Origin of the sequence: Parendozoicomonas haliclonae (genome assembly GCF_900174585.1) — a bacterium.
GTDB classification, from domain to species: domain Bacteria; phylum Pseudomonadota; class Gammaproteobacteria; order Pseudomonadales; family Endozoicomonadaceae; genus Sansalvadorimonas; species Sansalvadorimonas haliclonae.
In genome coordinates this window covers 1-17,566 of the sequence record NZ_FWPT01000006.1, presented here as the reverse complement: position 1 = coordinate 17,566, position 17,566 = coordinate 1, and the positions used below count along the sequence as shown (strand labels likewise).

The 17,566-nt window shown below is 52.7% G+C and carries 16 protein-coding genes; 5 read left to right on the top strand and 11 right to left on the bottom strand.

Going from position 1 to position 17,566, the window contains the following annotated elements:
* Positions 1 to 99: 99 nt before the first annotated feature.
* Together rnr and EHSB41UT_RS13375 are read right to left on the bottom strand one after the other, a co-directional pair.
* Positions 100 to 2,874 carry a ribonuclease R gene (gene rnr, locus EHSB41UT_RS13380; RefSeq protein WP_087110658.1) on the bottom strand — a complete coding sequence of 925 codons (2,775 nt, stop codon included), beginning with the start codon at positions 2,872 to 2,874 and terminating at the stop codon, positions 100 to 102.
* A gap of 162 nt (positions 2,875 to 3,036) precedes the next feature.
* Complete coding sequence (locus EHSB41UT_RS13375; protein WP_087110656.1) at positions 3,037 to 3,549, bottom strand: DUF2780 domain-containing protein; 513 nt, start codon at positions 3,547 to 3,549, stop codon at positions 3,037 to 3,039.
* A gap of 130 nt (positions 3,550 to 3,679) precedes the next feature.
* On the opposite strand from EHSB41UT_RS13375, the gene EHSB41UT_RS13370 reads away from it, so the two are divergent.
* The gene (locus EHSB41UT_RS13370; RefSeq protein ID WP_087110654.1) at positions 3,680 to 4,309 is read left to right on the top strand and encodes a LysE family translocator; all 630 of its coding nucleotides are present in this window, start codon (positions 3,680 to 3,682) and stop codon (positions 4,307 to 4,309) included.
* Between the two features lie 151 nt (positions 4,310 to 4,460).
* On the top strand, positions 4,461 to 5,111 hold the full coding sequence (locus EHSB41UT_RS13365; RefSeq protein WP_087110652.1) for a hypothetical protein: 651 nt from the start codon (positions 4,461 to 4,463) through the stop codon (positions 5,109 to 5,111).
* Positions 5,112 to 5,161: 50 nt separating this feature from the next.
* Here the strand turns inward: EHSB41UT_RS13365 and EHSB41UT_RS13360 are convergent, their stop codons facing one another.
* The 6 genes from EHSB41UT_RS13360 to EHSB41UT_RS13335 form a co-directional block, all read right to left on the bottom strand.
* Positions 5,162 to 6,463, bottom strand: coding sequence for an adenylosuccinate synthase (locus EHSB41UT_RS13360; RefSeq protein WP_087110650.1), 1,302 nt, complete (start codon positions 6,461 to 6,463; stop codon positions 5,162 to 5,164).
* Positions 6,464 to 6,537: 74 nt separating this feature from the next.
* Positions 6,538 to 7,719 (bottom strand): ATP phosphoribosyltransferase regulatory subunit, encoded by a 1,182-nt coding sequence (locus EHSB41UT_RS13355; RefSeq protein ID WP_087110648.1) that lies wholly within the window; start codon positions 7,717 to 7,719, stop codon positions 6,538 to 6,540.
* A gap of 197 nt (positions 7,720 to 7,916) precedes the next feature.
* Complete coding sequence (locus EHSB41UT_RS13350) at positions 7,917 to 8,108, bottom strand: DUF2065 domain-containing protein (RefSeq protein WP_087110646.1); 192 nt, start codon at positions 8,106 to 8,108, stop codon at positions 7,917 to 7,919.
* A gap of 182 nt (positions 8,109 to 8,290) precedes the next feature.
* Positions 8,291 to 8,557 (bottom strand): DksA/TraR family C4-type zinc finger protein, encoded by a 267-nt coding sequence (locus tag EHSB41UT_RS13345; RefSeq protein WP_087110644.1) that lies wholly within the window; start codon positions 8,555 to 8,557, stop codon positions 8,291 to 8,293.
* A 50-nt stretch (positions 8,558 to 8,607) separates the two neighbouring features.
* Entirely contained in the window at positions 8,608 to 9,450 is an 843-nt protein-coding gene (fghA, locus tag EHSB41UT_RS13340) for an S-formylglutathione hydrolase (protein WP_087110642.1), read from the bottom strand.
* Positions 9,451 to 9,503: 53 nt separating this feature from the next.
* Positions 9,504 to 10,634 carry an S-(hydroxymethyl)glutathione dehydrogenase/class III alcohol dehydrogenase gene (locus tag EHSB41UT_RS13335; RefSeq protein ID WP_087110640.1) on the bottom strand — a complete coding sequence of 377 codons (1,131 nt, stop codon included), beginning with the start codon at positions 10,632 to 10,634 and terminating at the stop codon, positions 9,504 to 9,506.
* Between the two features lie 148 nt (positions 10,635 to 10,782).
* Between EHSB41UT_RS13335 and EHSB41UT_RS13330 the strand changes: the two genes are divergently transcribed.
* Together EHSB41UT_RS13330 and EHSB41UT_RS13325 are read left to right on the top strand one after the other, a co-directional pair.
* Entirely contained in the window at positions 10,783 to 11,667 is an 885-nt protein-coding gene (locus EHSB41UT_RS13330; protein WP_207626642.1) for a LysR substrate-binding domain-containing protein, read from the top strand.
* Positions 11,668 to 11,739: 72 nt separating this feature from the next.
* Positions 11,740 to 13,584 (top strand): NEL-type E3 ubiquitin ligase domain-containing protein, encoded by a 1,845-nt coding sequence (locus tag EHSB41UT_RS13325; RefSeq protein WP_087110638.1) that lies wholly within the window; start codon positions 11,740 to 11,742, stop codon positions 13,582 to 13,584.
* A 66-nt stretch (positions 13,585 to 13,650) separates the two neighbouring features.
* On the opposite strand, the gene hflC is transcribed toward EHSB41UT_RS13325, so the two are convergent.
* On the bottom strand, positions 13,651 to 14,526 hold the full coding sequence (hflC, locus tag EHSB41UT_RS13320) for a protease modulator HflC (RefSeq protein WP_087110636.1): 876 nt from the start codon (positions 14,524 to 14,526) through the stop codon (positions 13,651 to 13,653).
* Positions 14,523 to 15,734 carry an FtsH protease activity modulator HflK gene (hflK, locus tag EHSB41UT_RS13315; protein WP_242667310.1) on the bottom strand — a complete coding sequence of 404 codons (1,212 nt, stop codon included), beginning with the start codon at positions 15,732 to 15,734 and terminating at the stop codon, positions 14,523 to 14,525. Before hflK ends, hflC begins: the two co-directional genes overlap by 4 nt.
* Before the next feature lie 516 nt (positions 15,735 to 16,250).
* On the opposite strand from hflK, the gene cfa reads away from it, so the two are divergent.
* Positions 16,251 to 17,414, top strand: coding sequence for a cyclopropane fatty acyl phospholipid synthase (cfa, locus tag EHSB41UT_RS13310; RefSeq protein ID WP_087110634.1), 1,164 nt, complete (start codon positions 16,251 to 16,253; stop codon positions 17,412 to 17,414).
* 56 nt (positions 17,415 to 17,470) lie between these two features.
* Here cfa and EHSB41UT_RS13305 read toward each other — a convergent pair.
* Positions 17,471 to 17,566, bottom strand: a 96-nt coding sequence (locus EHSB41UT_RS13305; RefSeq protein ID WP_165767133.1) for an IS3 family transposase, incomplete at its 5' end; no start/stop codon positions are given.

The following is a 17,566-nucleotide window of genomic DNA, read 5'->3' as shown; positions in this document are numbered from 1 at the left end:
AACCTGGTTCCCACGCTCCGCGTGGTAACCCATACCACTCACAACTTAATCTTGATAGGTATGCGTTCCTACGGAGGACCGTAGGAACGAGAAATTAATTTAAGACTTTTTTGCCGGACGCTTACGTGGCGTACGGGCAGGCTTGTTCGCAGTCGAAGAACTCTTCTTGTTGTTCGACGACTTGCCGGTAGACGCTTTACCGATAGATGCCTTACTGGTAGAAGGTTTAGCACCAGATGGCTTTTTACGGGTGGACTTTACACCACTCTCTTTCGCCTGACTGGCTTTCACCTGTCCGGTTTTGCCCGCCGCCTTTTTCTTGCCAGATGACCGCTTACCCTTGTCCTTCCGGACTTTGGACTTCTTACGCCCTTTGCTGCCTTCTTCCTGCGAAGAGGTCGCACCTTTGCGCCCTTTTCTCGAGGGAGGACGGCTTTCCCAAACCTCGTCGTCTTTTCTCCCACGCTCTTCCAGCAGGCGCATACGGTAGCTGCTGTCTGCTGTCGTCGGCTCGACCGGGGCATTGGGCTTTGGCTTACGACCTGTTGCGCGGCGGGACTGAGCACGCTCACGGGCCTTGTCTTTGGCAAAGCCATCACGGTCTTTGGCGGTCTTGCGGCGACCTTTACGGCTGGCCGATGGTGCATTGGCCAGTTCAAAGTCGATATTCTTCTCGTCCAGATCAACCCGCACAACCTGAACGGTCACCGGATCACCCAGACGGAAGCTCATGGCGGTGCGCTCGCCTACCAAGCGCTGCTGAGCAGAATCATAGTGATAGTAATCACCTGGCAGTGCACTGATATGTACCAAGCCGGTGACGAAGATATCGGTCAGCTCCACAAACAGACCAAAGCCGGTCACGGTGGAGATCACACCTTCAAAAACATCACCAATATGGTTCTGGATGTATTCGCACTTCAGCCAATCGGTCACATCACGGGTGGCATCATCCGCACGACGCTCGGTCATGGAACACTGTTCACCCAACTGGATCATCTGCTCGAAGTCGTACGGGAAGATAGCGTTCTTCTTGAGAGGCTTCGCACCTTCTGCTCGCTCTACATGCTTGGTTTCACGCTCGGAACGAATCACATAACGAATCGCCCTATGTACCAAAAGATCCGGGTAACGGCGAATCGGCGAGGTGAAGTGAGCATAGGCTGAGTAGGCCAAACCAAAGTGACCGTTGTTCTCTGGGTCGTATACCGCCTGACTCAAGGAACGCAGCAGCATCACCTGAATCACATGAGCATCGCCACGCTCAGCAATAGAGTTCAACAGTTGCTGATAATCTTTCGGTGTTGGCTGGTTACGGCCCGGCAGGCTCAAGCCCAGCTCACCAAGGAAAGACTTCAGGCTTTCCAGCTTCTTGTCGGTCGGGCCTTCGTGCACACGATAGAGTGCCGGCAGCTCATGCTTCTCAAGAAACTTGGCCGTCGCCACGTTCGCACACAGCATGCACTCTTCGATCAGCTTGTGGGCATCGTTACGAACGACAGGAACAATCTTTTCAATCTTGCGGTTACGATCAAAGACGATACGGGTCTCTGTCGTCTCGAAATCAATTGCGCCCCGCTCATCACGTACGCTGCGCAGTACATGGTAAAGGTCGTATAGTGTATCGACATGCTTGACCACATCGGCGTATTCCGCACGCAGCGCAGCACCTTCTTCCGTCTCGGCTTCCTGAAGCATCTTGCCGACCTTGGTGTAGGTCAGACGAGCGTGTGAGCAGATAACGCCTTCGTAGAACTTATAGCCGCTCATCTTGCCCTTGGCGCTGATGGTCATTTCACAGATCATCGCCAGACGGTCAACATGAGGGTTCAGAGAACACAGACCGTTGGAGAGAACCTCCGGAAGCATCGGGACCACATAACCCGGGAAGTACACCGAGTTACCGCGGTTCACCGCCTCATCGTCCAGAGCCGAGCCTGGTTTCACATAATGGGAAACATCGGCAATCGCTACAAACAGACGCCAGCCGCCACCGCGCTTCTTCTCGGCATAAACCGCATCGTCAAAGTCACGGGCATCTTCTCCATCGATGGTTACAAACGGCACTGCACGCATATCTATACGATGCTGTTTGTCTTTCTCGGCGACTTCCGGCTTGAAGCTTTTGGTTGCCTTCTTGACCGCCTCCGGCCACTCAAAAGGAATCTCATGGCTGCGCAGGGCAATATCAATCTCCATGCCCGCATCCATACGATCACCGAGAATCTCACGGATCACACCAATCGCCATATGGCGACGGGTCGGGTATTCCTTGATATCCACCAGCACAATCTGGCCCGGAGTCGGTGTTAAGGCACCTGGCTCGATAACCACTTCATTGGTCATCCGACGGCCTTCAGGCACCACAAAACCCAGACCATCTTCTTCATGGTAAGGGCCGACAACCTGAGTCACGCTGCGTTCGATAATATCGACAAGAGCACAGTAACGACGACCACGGTTATCAACATCCGTTTCCCGCACGACTACGCGGTCTCCGTCGAACAACTCCTTCATCTGACGAGCCGTCAGGAACAGATCATCGCCACCTTCTTTGGGAATAACAAAGCCAAAACCATCACGGTGGCCTTGAACGGTCCCGACAATCAGATCCATCTTATCGAGCGGACCAAAGGCACCCTTGCGAGTCTGAATCAGCTGCCCATCCCGCACCATGGCAATCAGCCGGCGCCGCAGGCCTTCCTGCTCGTCGGCGTCGTCAATCCCGAACTCCTGAACCAAAAGCTCATAGTGAGCCGGCGCACCACGCTTCTCCAGATGCTGGAGAATCAGGGTACGGCTGGGAACAGGATTATCATATTTGCTGGCCTCAAGGCCGGCATCGGGGTCATCGGACCGCCATGATGTGGACATATTTTTCTCTAAAAACGGTTTATGTCGCCAAGTATACGCCCACAGCGGGATTCAGGCGATGACAAGGATGCAGGGAAACAGGGACTTTATGGAAAGTTTTGGGGGGAGTGACTGACAGTGATGTCAGTACAGCTGACATCACCTGAAATCGAAAGATGGGGGTTATTCCTGCTCCTGCAGAAATTTCAAAACCGCGCTTTTTGCATCCTCAACATTGGTTGGGATAGTTTCTTTCAGAGTTTGAGCGATCTCGGCATCATTCTCTTTCACATACTGCACAATCATATCCACAAACTGCTGCATCTTTTCTGCATTCAGCCCCTGCTCCTGTAGCTGGCTTAACAGCTCGGATGCACCGCCAGTCAGTTTGCTCAGGCTGAAGCCTGACTCTTCAGCTTTCTCTGGCAGGCTCTGTACCAGCGCCATTGTTTCTGGCATCGCGGCTACCAACTTGTCGAAGTGGCCGGCATCCATCTGTTCTTTGGCAAAGGCCAAAAGCGCAGTCATGCTTGCATTGGCCTGCTCTTTGGAAATATTCAGCTGTTCCATAATTTCCGGCATCAGTACCGGTGGTTGCTCTTCCGCAGCAACAGGACCGGACAGCATCAGGGACGTGGACAACAGCAAAGCACCGGCAAGACGCAAGGTACGGAAAGGTAATGATCTCAAGCTCATAGGGCGCGCATTCGCGTATCAGATGAAAGATGATCGCAGTAGATCAGCCTGACAGAAAAAATGCAAAGCACCTGACATCTCAAAATCGGTTAAGCTGCATCCGATTTCAACAACCGGTAAGCAACGGATCATGCCGATAGAACTCTGGCCCGCCATTATTGCCCTTATACTGCTCTCCCTTGCCCCCGGGGCCGATACGCTGATTGTCATGCGTAACACCAGTCGTGGTGGTTTGGCAGATGGTCTGATCACCAGCCTGGGTATCTGCAGCGCCCTGTTTATGCATGCGCTGGTCTCTGCGGCCGGCGTATCCGTTATTTTGCTGCAATCGGCCAGTTTGTTCAGTCTGCTCAAACTGGCAGGGGCGGCTTATCTGATCTGGCTGGGTATTGGCAGTTTGAAGCAGATAAGAAAAAGCGGGCAATCCCTTTCGGCCAGTGATACGCAGCCTCTCACATTTTCCGCTTTACGCTCTTTCCGGGAGGGCTTTTTGTCCAATGCCCTGAATCCGAAAACGGTCGTTTTCTATATGGCCTTCCTTCCCCAGTTTATCGATCCAGCCGGCAACGCTATCAGCCAGTCGCTAACACTAGCCGCCATACACTTTGTGATCGCCATGGCTTGGCAGAGCCTTATCGCCCTGATGATCCATAGAGCCCGAGTGTGGCTAACCAACCCAAAAGTGGAGCGGGTCTTTCACGGTCTCACTGGTGGTCTGCTGGTCGCTCTGGGTGCGGGGCTGATTATTCATCGGGCATAAAGATCGCTGCGCAATACGACTTTGGTCTTAGAACACCCAACCTTCCTGCCGGAAGTGTTAGTCGAGCCAACATCGCTGTTAGCAACTTAAACAGCCTGCCAGTATCCAAGTAAGTGAGGAATTGTCTGAAAGGGAATATCAGGAGGTGGCTATGGCTGTCCGCTACAGAAAGCAGTCCAGTGTTGAGACGAATGTATTCACTCCAGAACAGCAGACCGAGCGAAAATCTGCTGAAGCCGTGCAAAGCTTTCCGGGAAAAGGACAGGTATTGCGAGGCACACAGGAATCTCTCGGTTCCCTTATTTATAAGTCTCTAACCGTCCGCAATGTGGCCAGAGCCTTTAATCCTTTCTACGTTCTGAGCAATATCAGCCGCCTGTGTGACCGTGCCGGTAGTGCACTGTTCACGACAATTACCAAGGGTGCGCCACTTATTGTTACCGAGAATGCACCAACGTATACCAAGGATGGCCTATCTGTTGAGCCATGCTCACGCAAAAGAGCCTTACTGGCTGGTCTCGCAGTGCTGCCCTTTGCTGCGATTATCAAAATCAACAGTTTGATTGTCGAGGAAGTTGACGGGTGGGCAGACTTCACCAATTTCGCTGATCATCTGCAGCTGATGGGATGCAACCCTATTCCGGATTACTACTACACGATGGGTCACTGCTTCCGCTTCTCCAGCGCTATTCAGGGCGATCACGGACTGAAGCCCAGCGCGACCTATGAAGATATCCGGGGGATTTTCGGGCGGTTTTCTATTCTGACGGCTGCTTATAAAACAGCAGGGCTGGCAGCCTGATAGGGCTGCTACGGCTGCCAAGGCAGCCGTAGCAAAGATCACATATCCAATCAGATCTGTGAATCGAAGGAGTGACGCAGGATGATGGTTTCTACGCGGTCTGGACCGGTAGAGATGATATCAACCGGCGCACCAATCACTTCTTCTACACGCTTGATGTAGTTGATAGCGTTGGCTGGCAGCTCTTCCAGAGTCTTGGCACCGAATGTGGTCTCGGACCAGCCTGGCATCTCTTCGTAGACTGGGGTGATTTCTTCCCACTCTTCCGCATCGTTAGGGGTAACGATCGCTTCACCAGCGGCATTGGTGTAACCGGTACAGATCTTCACGGTTTCCAGACCATCCAGAACGTCCAGCTTGGTCAGGCAGATGCCGGACACACTGTTGATCTGTACGGACTGACGCAGAGCAACGGCGTCCAGCCAGCCACAACGACGCTTACGGCCGGTGGTCGCACCAAACTCGTTACCTTTCACGCCCAGATGGTTGCCGGTTTCGTCGAACAGTTCAGTCGGAAATGGACCGGAACCTACGCGGGTGGTGTAAGCCTTGGTGATACCCAGAACGTAATCCAGGTACAGAGGGCCAACGCCGGAACCGGTAGCAACGCCACCAGCAGTGGTGTTGGAGGAAGTTACGAACGGGTAAGTACCGTGGTCGATATCCAGCAGGGAACCCTGGGCACCTTCAAAAAGGATGTTTTCACCGTTACGACGACGCTCGTGCAGGTTGTCAGTCACACGGTCAACCATGGATTCGATCTGACGGCCCCACTCCAGAGACTGCTCCAGAACCTCTTCGTAGTTCAGAGGCTCAACCTTGTAGAAGTGCTCCAGCGCGAAGTTGTGGTATTCCATAACTTCTTTCAGTTTCACGGCGAAACGCTCTGGGTGCATCAGGTCGGAAACACGCAGACCACGACGGGCAACCTTGTCTTCGTACGCAGGGCCGATACCACGACCGGTAGTACCGATCTTAGCTTCGCCACGAGCGATTTCACGGGCCTGATCCAGAGCAACGTGATAAGGCAGGATCAGCGGACAGGCCGGGCTGATACGCAGACGCTCACGAACAGGAACACCACGAGCTTCCAGGCCAGCCATTTCCTTCAGCAGTGCATCTGGAGCCAGTACCACACCGTTACCGATGTAGCAGGTCACGTTTTCACGCAGGATGCCGGAAGGGATCAGGTGCAGAACGGTTTTCTCGCCGTCGATCACCAGAGTATGGCCGGCGTTATGGCCGCCCTGGTAACGTACAACAGCAGAAGCCTGATCTGTCAGCAGATCAACGATCTTGCCTTTACCTTCATCACCCCATTGGGTGCCCAGAATGACAACGTTCTTGCCCATCACATCTTCTCGTTAAAAAAAAAACCGAAGCCGTCTACTTCCGTCTACGGCTCAGCCATTCTCCATGCCTGGGTTCAGCTGGTAACAGGAACAACCTGCCACTGGCCATCCACATGCTTGAGTTCCCGATCACAACCAAGGCGCTGTGCAGCGTCTGGTCGATCATAGAGACGGTTTACCACGCGCTCTCCCTGGCTGCGCAGCTTACGCACAATCGCAGGGTCAGCTTCAGGTGGTGCGAGTATCGGGCTTGGCAGATCAGTGTCCTGAGCATTTCCAAGCCTTAATAAAACTTTCAGATCGGTACTAAATCCGGTTGCCGGACGAGCACGGCCAAATGAGGCGCCAATACCATCATAACGGCCGCCTTTGGCAACAGCCTGCCCTTCATTAGGCATATAGGCCGCAAACACGACACCCGTATGGTAGTTATAGCCACGCAGCTCGCCGAGATCGAAATACAGGGACACTGCCGGGTAAGAAGCCTGAATACGTTTAGCAATCGCCTCAACCGTATCCACCGCCTCCAGAATAATCGGAGACGCTTTCGCAAACAGTTTGCGGGCTTTATTCAAAACAGAGATATCGCCACACAGATCAGGCAGCGCCATCAGCATGGCCTGATAATCACCATCAATGCCGGCATCAACAAGAATCGCTTTCATTTCGCCGGAAGCTTTGCGCTGCAGTGCATCAAACAACTGCTCTTCCACAGCCTTACTGATACCGGATTCTTCAATCAGCTGGCGGAAGATACCGACATGTCCAAGATCCATGGAAGGTGCGCACAGGCCAGCCAATGCCAGAGTTTCCAGCATCAGGGCAATCACTTCCATATCGCTTTCCGGACCGGCATGACCATACAGCTCAGCACCCACCTGAATCGGTGTGCGGGAAGCAGTCAGGGAAGCTGGACGGGTATGGAAAACACTGCCGGCATAACAGAGGCGAACCGGGCAATCTTTGCGCAGGGTGTGGGCATCAATACGGGCAACAGCAGGTGTGGTGTCAGCCCGCAGACCCAGAGTACGACCGGATAATTGATCGGTTACCTTAAAGGTCATCAGATCCAGATCACTGCCTGAACCTGTCGAGAGGGATTCCAGGAATTCAATATGCGGGGGGATTACAAGGTCATAGCCCCAGCTGCTGTAGAGATCCAGCACATCCCGGCGCATATGCTCAACTTTCCAGGCTTCTGGTGGCAGGACTTCCTCAATGCCATCGGGCAATAGCCAGCGATCCGCTATTGTCATACTCCCCATCTCCTGTTTCTGTTGCTGACAGGTACTGCTTTTGTAATTCTGGAAATGCTTAAACGAAGCTTATTATTTGCAGCGGAGCCTTGCAGCTCCATTACGCTCGGATAGGGTGATTTTATTTCCAGACTGCATAAAACGGCAGCCTGTTTCCTATTTGTTATCTGAGTGAGCGTAATCATGTGTGTGGCCCGTCAACGTATGAGATACAACAGACCGGTACCGATGATCATGCTGATCAGCCCGGTGATTCTCAAGCTGCGATCATCGACTTTGGCCAACTGTGCTACCAGTTGCCGCCAGCGTTGCGGGTACAGGAAAGGTATTATGCCCTCAAGCACAAGCATCAGACAGAAGGCAACGCCTAACTCCTGCCAGAAATCCATGACCCCTCCAAAGTGAACCCGTGAGCATACGCCACACACGAAAAAACCGGGTTCGCTACCCGGTTTGCAAGATCATATCATGTTAGATCGCCGCACGTTAACCGCTAAACATCCTTATTCTTCACTGAAGTAACATTAATTACCGGATGTTTAGCCTGAGGCATTGTTACTTTACATAACCCCTAACGTAACTGGCTGTCCTTACTGCCTCGGCGGTTATACAGGGCGCCGGCCTGAAACTGCCCATCCAATGCACTTTGGCACTTCAGGCAGCGCTGGACACCGGGCAAAGCCCTGCGTCTGGCTTCAGGGATCGGCTCATCACAATCCACACAGAACTCAGCGCTTTCCCCTTGCCCCAGCTGTGCGCGGGCAGCACGCACCGCATCATCAAGGGAAGCCTCAATCTGGTCATTAACCGCACCATCTTTAGCAAATCCGCCGGCCATAACAACCTCCCGCGACGACCCTGCTGACTACTGCAGTTTTATAGCACGCTTTACCTCTGGGCGTGGTGGAACCGCAGATGCTGTTCGATAAACGAAGCAATAAAGTAGTAGCTATGGTCATAGCCTTCGTGCTGTTCCAGCGTAAGCGGATAACCACTCTGCTCGGCGGCGCTGACCAGTGCATGGGGGTGCAGCTGCTCTTCGAGGAACTGATCCGCCAGCCCCTGAGACACCAGAGTCGGGCAATGCTGTTCCGGTTGGGAGGCACGCATCAGCTCACTGGCATCATGGCTTGCCCACAGGTTCTGTTCTTCACCAAGATAGGCAGTAAAGGCACCAATACCCCAGGGAACATTCACCGGGTTACAGATTGGGCTGAAGGCCGATACGGACTGATACAGACCCGGATGGCGCAGAGACAGCACCAGAGCACCGTGACCACCCATGGAATGTCCGGAGATAAAACGCTCACCGGTCACCGGGAAGCTTTCTTCCACAATCTGGCGCAACTCATCGACAATGAAGCTTTCCATACGGAAGTGCTCGGCCCATGGCTGCTGCGAGGCATCCAGATAAAACCCGGCACCCTGCCCCAGATCATACTGGTCGGCATTTGCTGCACCTTCACCTCGTGGGCTGGTGTCCGGAGCCACAATGGCAATCCCCAGCTCAGCCGCGGCACGGTGAGCGCCAGCCTTCTGCATAAAGTTCTCATCGGTACAGGTCAGACCTGACAACCAGTAAAGAACAGGAACCGGCGTTTCCGCAGTGGCAGATGGTGGCAGATAAATCGCGAAACGGGTTTTACCGTTCAACGATTGGGAATCAAATTCAAACTGTTTGTGCCAACCCCCAAAGCTGCGATTGGCACTCACTTCAGTGAGTCGGGACATGCTTGATACCTCTACCGGCCCTTCATCAATGAAGAGCCGGCTACTGGATGGTTTTACTTGTTATAGTGGATAACGGTGCGAATGCTTTTGCCTTCGTGCATCAGATCAAAAGCGTCATTGATATCATCAAGGCTCATAGTATGAGTGATGAAGTCATCCAACTTGAACTCACCATTCATGTAACGCTCAACATACTCTGGCAGCTGGGAGCGGCCTTTCACACCACCGAAAGCAGAACCACGCCATACCCGACCGGTTACCAGCTGGAATGGACGGGTGCTGATCTCCTGACCGGCACCGGCTACACCGATGATGACAGACTCACCCCAACCCTTGTGGCAGCATTCCAGCGCACTGCGCATCACATGCACATTACCAATGCACTCGAAGGAGTACTCAACGCCACCATCCGTCATTTCAACAATCACTTCCTGAATGGACTTGTCGTAATCCTTCGGGTTGATGCAGTCGGTCGCGCCCAGCTTACGAGCCAGCTCAAATTTGCTCTCGTTAATATCAATAGCAATGATGCGGCCAGCACCTGCCATTGCAGCACCGATAATAACGGACAGACCAATACCGCCCAGACCAAATACAGCAACCGTGTCGCCTGGTTCTACTTTAGCGGTATTGCTTACTGCACCCATGCCGGTGGTGACACCACAACCCAGCAGGCAGACCTCTTCCAGAGGCGCTTCAGGGTTAATTTTTGCCAGAGAAATTTCTGGCAGTACGGTGTACTCGGAGAAGGTCGAAGTACCCATGTAGTGATAGATAGGCTGACCATCGATAGAGAAGCGGGTGGTGCCATCCGGCATCAGGCCCTTGCCCTGGGTCTCACGAATCTTCTGGCACAGGTTGGTCTTGCCGGATTTACAGAACTTACACTCACCACATTCCGGGGTGTAAAGCGGAATAACATGGTCGCCAACCTGTACGCTGGTTACACCTTCGCCGACAGACTCCACAATACCGGCACCTTCATGACCAAGAATGGCTGGGAAGATACCTTCAGGATCATCACCGGAAAGCGTGAAGGCATCAGTATGGCAAACACCGGTTGCCACAATTCTTACACGGACTTCACCGGCCTTTGGTGGAGCGACATCGACAGTCTCGATAGTCAGCGGCTTACCCGCTCCCCAGGCAACCGCAGCGCGGGATTTCAGAACAGATGCAGTCATGTCAGTCCTCGTTATACAGATTCAGGCTTTTATGCAGACATCTTGTGTCTAGTGCACGGCCTCACAATAGGAATGCATTCTATTCTTTCAGCCGAAGGTGATAATCTAGCCACACCGCAATTCATTTTTACCTGACAGTAACAATCCTATGATTCAGTGGGAAGGCATAAACGAGTTTATAGCTGTGGCCGAGTGTGAGTCCTTTACTCAGGCGGCCCAGCGACTTGCCATATCGACGGCACAGGTCAGTAGACAAGTGTCGTTTCTTGAAAGCCGCTTATCTACGCAACTGTTTTATCGCACAACCCGCCGGGTCAGCCTGACCGACAGCGGTCGGACGCTGTACAAGCATTGTCGTCCACTACTTGATGCGCTGTCCGATATTCAACAGCAGATCAGCGAACAGCACAGCGAGCCTCGAGGCAACCTTCGCATCACGGCGCCGGCCAATTTTGGTGAACAGATGATTGCCCCGGTGCTTACTCAATTCTGTGCCATCTACCGAGATGTAAAAGCAGATTTGGTACTGACCAACCATCGCCTCGACCTGGTTGAAGAGGGTATTGATCTGGCCATCCGCACCGGCAAGTTGCCAGACTCCACCATGAAAGCCCGCCGACTGGCTACCCGGGGGCTGACAGTTTGCGCCTCCCCAGAATACCTCTCGCTCTCAGGAACACCAGAGCGACCCGATGAGTTAGCCCAACACCGTTGCCTGATTGGCACTTCGGATATCTGGCACTTCCATCAGGGCGGGCAGGATATTGCCCTGAGAGTAAAGGGAGAGTTTCGCTGCAACAGCGGGCTGGTTCTGGTCGAGGCGGCCTGTAAAGGGTTGGGGATTGCCCAGCTCCCTGATCATTACGTTCGGGGGGCTCTGGAGTCTGGCAGTCTGATTCGGCTGATGGAGTCGTATCGGCCTCTACACGAAGATATCTGGGCCGTTTATCCCAACAACCGCCATCCCAGCCAGGCTCTGCGCTGCTTTGTCGGTATGGTGGAAGAGCAGCTGAAAACATCCGCATCTCTGTGATGCTGGTGAGCTGCCACTTATGATCCGGCTCTGGTTCCCGATATTTCCTGTAGGATCAGGACAGATAAAATTATGGAACCAAGAATCCCCCCTTCCGGACAACCAGCCAGCCCTCAACCTCTGGAACCACTGCCTCCCAAAGAGTCATTGCCGCCATCTGGCACCAATGTCACACCGCAGATTCCAACCTCGGGCGAGAGGCCTGTCGAGCAGAGATCGATTCAGGAGCGTCGAATTACTGCCAGCGACACTGCGCCCAATTTTCTTGTGCCTCAGCAAAGCCGCACAAAAAGGGTTGTTTCCGCCCTGGTCGGCAAGCCCGTTCTTTACCTTCTGAAGAAAAGCCGCTCGCTAATAAGTTCGGCTCCGCCTCTGGTTCGGCTGGCTGATCGGGCAATAGGTTATCTGAGTGGGCTCTCCCCGACACAGGGCGAGCAATTGACACGCTGGGTGAGCGAGGCGGCCAACGATAGTGAAAAAAGCCATCGTCTGGAGGCCTCCCATCGGATTATGAATGCTGTAAATCAGGGATCAAGCACCATTAATCTTTGCGACCTTTCCCTTGGCAGCCTCCCCGACACTCTCTGGGAACTCTCGTGGATATCCAGTCTGAGACTGGCCAGCTGTAAGCTAAACAGCCTGCCAGCCGAAGTTTCTGCACTCAAGAACCTTAAAGTATTGGATCTGGGGTACAACCAGCTGACGGAGTTACCTGCTGAAATCATCTCACTAAAGAGGCTGGAGCAGCTCTGTGTCGGCTATAACGCGCTTTCAACCCTGCCAGACGGACTAGGGAGGCTTAAGCACCTCGAGCACCTTGAACTTCAGCACAACTTGTTTGAAAGGGTTCCGGACCAGCTACTGGAGCTTGAACAGCACGAGCCTTGCCGCATTCTTTTTTACAACAACAATCCCACCCCTATGCAAGTCGCAGAGTGGATGTTCTCTCATCGCACCCGAGATATGGATATTGTGGTAAGAAGCCCACGCAAAAACGTTGCAGCGTCCCGTATGTCGCTGAATGAAAAATTACAGCTCTGGTTTCATCTGGCTGGCAAAAGGCTTCCCGACAATTTTGAGAAAACCTTCAGTGAACGCACGCTAACAGCCCTTAATGTTTATTTAGTCAAGTTGATGGAATTTAAAGACTATTCCAATCCCTCCAAAGCAAGAGAGGAAGCCAGAACACTTATTACTGTCCTCGAACAGATGCAGGCAGACCCGGATATTATGGCAGCCTGTACCGAGCATATGATCGAGATAAACGAGACCTGTGCCGACGGTGCTCTGCAGGTGTTGAACGATATGTATGTCGCCGCCCGGTTTGCGAAAATCCAGAAAGAAGGCACTCTGCAAGATCTGGTTGAGCTCAAACGCGGCGAGCTTCGCCTGCAAAAGGTCGAAGAACTGGTTGAGGAAACCTATCAGAAACAACTCCACGACTATAAACACTCGCAGGGGCCAAAACCTGACCATGTTGAGGTTAAACTCATCTATCTGCTTGAGCTGCAAAAAGCACTCGACCTGCCTATCCCTCCCGGCCAGAAAATGCGCTATGCGGCTTATTCCTATGTAACCCGGAAGATGCTCAATGATGCGCTCGCTACGGTGAAAGCCTACAGCGAGAGTATGAATGATGGTGCTCTGGCGGATGAACTCCTGCTTTGGCCTCCTTTTAAAGCAAGAATGCAGCAAGATTACGCAGGATATGAAGCTAAGCTGAGCGAAAGCTTCCATGAACGGCTGGAGGATGTTTACCAGTTGGATTCAGATGAAGAGATCCGGACGCGATCCGAGGCGCTCAGGCTTGAGCAGAACGCGGCAACGGACAAACTCTACAAGGATATCGCCATAGATATTATCCATGGAAACCCGCGCAAACCTTACACTCAGAAAGATTATCTCGACGACCAGTAAAAGCAGAACGCTCCAACAAAAACGCCCGCTTCAAATGAAGCGGGCGTTTTTATAACAGCTTATTGCTTACTTGTTGCCTGAAGACTTGTTCAGGAACTTGAAGAAGTCGCTGTCAGGCTCCAGCAGCAGCACGTCGGACGGGCTGTTGAAGGATTCCTTGTAAGCCTGCAGGCTACGGTAGAAGGAGTAGAACTCCGGATCCTGCTGGTAAGCCTTGGCGTAGATTGCCGCAGACTGGGCATCACCCTCACCGCGCAGAATCTCTGCTTTGCGGTAAGCGTCCGCCAGAATCACCCGGCGCTCACGGTCTGCGTTTGCACGCACACCTTTACCCATTTCCTTACCTTTGGAACGGTATTCCTGAGCTTCCTTTTCACGGGCAGAAGCCATACGCTGGAATACGGAGTCACTTACGTCTTCAGGCAGGTCGATTTTCTTAACCCGCACATCACGTACAGCCACACCCAGTTCTTCCATCGCCACCTTGTTCAGGCTTTCGGAGATGTTCTGCATCATCTCTTCACGACGGCCAGAGACCACCTCGTGCAGAGTCAGACCACCGAAGCTGTTACGCAGGCTGGAGTCGGTACGCGCGGTCAGCAGCTGCTTCACACGGAACAGATCACCGTTGGTCGCCTTGTAGAACTTCTGAACATCTTCGATGCGCCATTTGATGTAGGCATCCACGATTACCGCTTTCTGCTCGAGAGTCAGGAAACGGGCCTGTGGAACTTCCAGCGCCATCAGGCGGCCGTCAAATACACGCACCTTGTCGATGAACGGGATCTTCACATGCAGGCCTGGCTCAACGTCAGGATCGACGATTTCACCAAAGCGCAGCAGAACCGCACGTTCACGCTCGTTCACAATGTACAGGCTCTGGACACCGACAATAAACGCCAGACCCAGAACGATAACAATAGATATCAGACGATTACTCATCGTGCAGTCCTCCCTTGACGGGTGCTGCTGACACGACGGTTGATTTCAGCCGTGACCTGATCGGCCAGCGCACTGATTTCATCCTGGGTCAGAGTCACCTGAGACGGAGCACTCATACCAGTGGCAGAAGCCTTGGCTTTTTTGCTATCCATCAGTTTGTCCAGCGGCAGATACATCATGTTGTTGCCACCTTCCACATCAACCAGAACCTTGCTGGTAGAACCCAGCAGTTCCTGCATGGTTTCAATGTACAGACGCTCGCGGGTTACACCCGGAGCCTTCTTGTACTCGCCCAGCAGATTGGAGAAACGCGCCGCGTCACCTTCTGCACGAGAAACCACTTCCTGCTTGTAACCTTCGGCGTCTTCCAGAATACGCTGGGCGTCACCACGGGCTTCAGGAATAATCTGGTTGGCGTAGGCTTCCGCCTTGTTCTTTTCGCGCTGCTCTTCCTCACGGGCACGGATTACGTCATCGAACGCACCGACAACCTGACGGGGAGGCTGGGAGCTCTCGATGTTCACCTGAACAATGTTGAGGCCGGAACCGTACTGATCCAGGTAATCCTGCAGACGCTCCTTCACTTCCTCACCCAGACCGGCACGACCTTCGGTCAGAACCATATCCATCTCGGAGCTGCCCACTACGTGACGCAGGGCACTCTGAGTGGCTTCCTTCAGGGACTGCTCAGGGTTGGAATCGTTCAGGACGTAATCTTTCAGATCCGCGATGTTGTACTGAACAGACATGGCCACTTCGACAATATTCTCGTCTTCCGTCAGCATGCTCTGACTCAGACGATAGGTATTGATCTGGGTAACCGGATATTGGAATTTGCTTTCAACCGGCGGGAAGTACATGTTCAGACCAGGATCAACAGTCTCAACATATTTACCAAAGCGCAGAATGACTGCCCGCTCTTTTTCGTCAACGATGTAAATGGCATTCCAGATGTAGGCCAGCACGGCTATGACGAGTACACCAATCCACAGACCAGCGCCCCCACCCTGACCGGCAGATCCGCCACGGGAATGGTTTCCTCCGTTAGAACCACCTTTGCCACCAAAGATGCCTTTCAGTGTCTGTTGGAATTTACGGAAGGCTTCATCCAGATCAGGTGGTCCCTGATTGTTGCCTTTATTTCCGCCCCCCCAGGGGTCCTGATTATTACCACCCGGCTCATTCCAGGCCATAAGGTTCTCCGTCATCAGCGTTGTCATCCACTGTTCACACAATCATTTGTCACAGGCCATGTTAATACAAGCCGGTTTGTTCAAGCCCGTTATTACAACTTTTACTGTAACAAAGACCTGACGACAAACAGTGTCCAGAAATCCAGCCGATCCTTGAAAGGTCCCGGCATGCACACAATGGACTCCTGTCAGGTAACGACCTCATGTCTGCACGTGCGCTGTTCACGGCATCCAGATAACTGCGGCCATTGCAGCAAATTGTAGAGTTACTGCCATAGCTGACGCAACCTTGGCAGAAAACTGAGCCTGATCATTTCTTGTTCGCTACTTGCGCCATTCGTACAAAAGAAGCAGGAACCCGTATCTTTGCTTCCTTACTTATACAGCAAAAAACCTGATTCGGATGCCTACAAATATAAGCATCACTTAACAGCATAGTTCCGGATAGTGCAGGTTAGCTCGGGAAAGCTGCACTATCCTGAACTTCCTTTCTGATTGATTCGTTCCAGTGACTGCAGCAGGTATTGAACGATGCCCCTGAATAGCGACTCAGCCATCAATCAAACTCACGCCGATGCACCGGACATTGTCGAAACATGGCTGGAAGAGGCGGATATAAAACTCAACGGCCCCAGAGCCTGGGATATCACTGTTCACAATCCCGACCTTCTGGATCGCATAAAGAGAGAGCGTTCCATGGGCCTGGGTGAAAGTTATATGGAAGGTTGGTGGGACTGTGATGCTCTGGATGAACTGTTCTTTCGGCTGCTGATGAAAGAGCAGGATGGTGAGTCCATGACCCGTTGGCAGCATATTTATTTATGGATTGTCAGCCATGTCTGGAACCAGCAGTCCGTTAAGCGCGCCTTCCATGTGGGCGAGCATCACTACGACACCGGCAACGAACTGTTTGAACGTATGCTTGACCCTTACATGCAGTACAGCTGTGGCTACTGGAAAAACGCAGACAATCTTGCCGCAGCCCAACAGAACAAACTCGATCTGATCTGCCGCAAACTAAAACTGGAACCGGGCATGACTCTGCTGGATATTGGTTGCGGCTGGGGAGGACTGGCCCATTATGCGGCAGAGAAATACGGCGTTGCCGTTGTCGGCATCACGGTTTCCAAAGAACAGCAGCAACTCATTCTGCAAAAGCATAAAGACCTTCCCATCACTGTTTTGCTGGAAGACTACCGAGAGCTGGAAGGTCATTTTGACCGTATTGTATCCGTGGGCATGTTTGAGCATGTCGGCCTGAAAAATTACCAGACCTACTTCAAGGTTGCCTCAAAGTGTCTGAAGCCTGATGGCATTTTTCTTCTGCATACGATTGGAGGAAATATCACCAGCTCAGAATGTGACCCCTGGATACAGAAATACATTTTCCCGAACGGAAAAATTCCTTCTGCTGTACAGATCAGCCAAGCCTATGAAGGGTTGCTGGTGATGGAGGACTGGCACAACTTTGGGCCGGACTACGACAAAACCCTGATGGCCTGGCACAAAAATTTTGAAGCGACATGGCCTGACCTGATCAAGCAGTATCCGAATAAGTATGACCAGACGTTCTACCGCATGTGGCGCTATTACCTGCAGCAGTGCGCCGGAGCCTTTCGTGCCCGGGCACTAGAGCTATGGCAGATTGTATTCCGCCCAACCTGCGCTCCCGGTCGTTACGATACAGTGCGCTGAAACAGAAAAACCAACCAAGGCAGATTGAAGTGACCCCATAAAGTTGGACACTTTGGTTAAGCGGCTTGCAAGGCCTGACTTCGGCACTCCGCCGGCGTCAGGCCTTTTAGTTTCACCTTGATACGTCGCGTATTGTAATACGTGATGTATTC

Excerpts from the sequence above, each read along its gene's own strand:
- rnr (WP_087110658.1), bottom strand. The coding sequence starts at position 2,874 with ATGTCCACATCATGGCGGTCCGATGACCCCGATGCCGGCCTTGAGGCC.
- EHSB41UT_RS13375 (WP_087110656.1), bottom strand. The coding sequence starts at position 3,549 with ATGAGCTTGAGATCATTACCTTTCCGTACCTTGCGTCTTGCCGGTGCT.
- EHSB41UT_RS13370 (WP_087110654.1), top strand. The coding sequence starts at position 3,680 with ATGCCGATAGAACTCTGGCCCGCCATTATTGCCCTTATACTGCTCTCC.
- EHSB41UT_RS13365 (WP_087110652.1), top strand. The coding sequence starts at position 4,461 with ATGGCTGTCCGCTACAGAAAGCAGTCCAGTGTTGAGACGAATGTATTC.
- EHSB41UT_RS13360 (WP_087110650.1), bottom strand. The coding sequence starts at position 6,463 with ATGGGCAAGAACGTTGTCATTCTGGGCACCCAATGGGGTGATGAAGGT.
- EHSB41UT_RS13355 (WP_087110648.1), bottom strand. The coding sequence starts at position 7,719 with ATGACAATAGCGGATCGCTGGCTATTGCCCGATGGCATTGAGGAAGTC.
- EHSB41UT_RS13350 (WP_087110646.1), bottom strand. The coding sequence starts at position 8,108 with ATGGATTTCTGGCAGGAGTTAGGCGTTGCCTTCTGTCTGATGCTTGTG.
- EHSB41UT_RS13345 (WP_087110644.1), bottom strand. The coding sequence starts at position 8,557 with ATGGCCGGCGGATTTGCTAAAGATGGTGCGGTTAATGACCAGATTGAG.
- fghA (WP_087110642.1), bottom strand. The coding sequence starts at position 9,450 with ATGTCCCGACTCACTGAAGTGAGTGCCAATCGCAGCTTTGGGGGTTGG.
- EHSB41UT_RS13335 (WP_087110640.1), bottom strand. The coding sequence starts at position 10,634 with ATGACTGCATCTGTTCTGAAATCCCGCGCTGCGGTTGCCTGGGGAGCG.
- EHSB41UT_RS13330 (WP_207626642.1), top strand. The coding sequence starts at position 10,783 with ATGATTCAGTGGGAAGGCATAAACGAGTTTATAGCTGTGGCCGAGTGT.
- EHSB41UT_RS13325 (WP_087110638.1), top strand. The coding sequence starts at position 11,740 with ATGGAACCAAGAATCCCCCCTTCCGGACAACCAGCCAGCCCTCAACCT.
- hflC (WP_087110636.1), bottom strand. The coding sequence starts at position 14,526 with ATGAGTAATCGTCTGATATCTATTGTTATCGTTCTGGGTCTGGCGTTT.
- hflK (WP_242667310.1), bottom strand. The coding sequence starts at position 15,734 with ATGACGGAGAACCTTATGGCCTGGAATGAGCCGGGTGGTAATAATCAG.
- cfa (WP_087110634.1), top strand. The coding sequence starts at position 16,251 with ATGCCCCTGAATAGCGACTCAGCCATCAATCAAACTCACGCCGATGCA.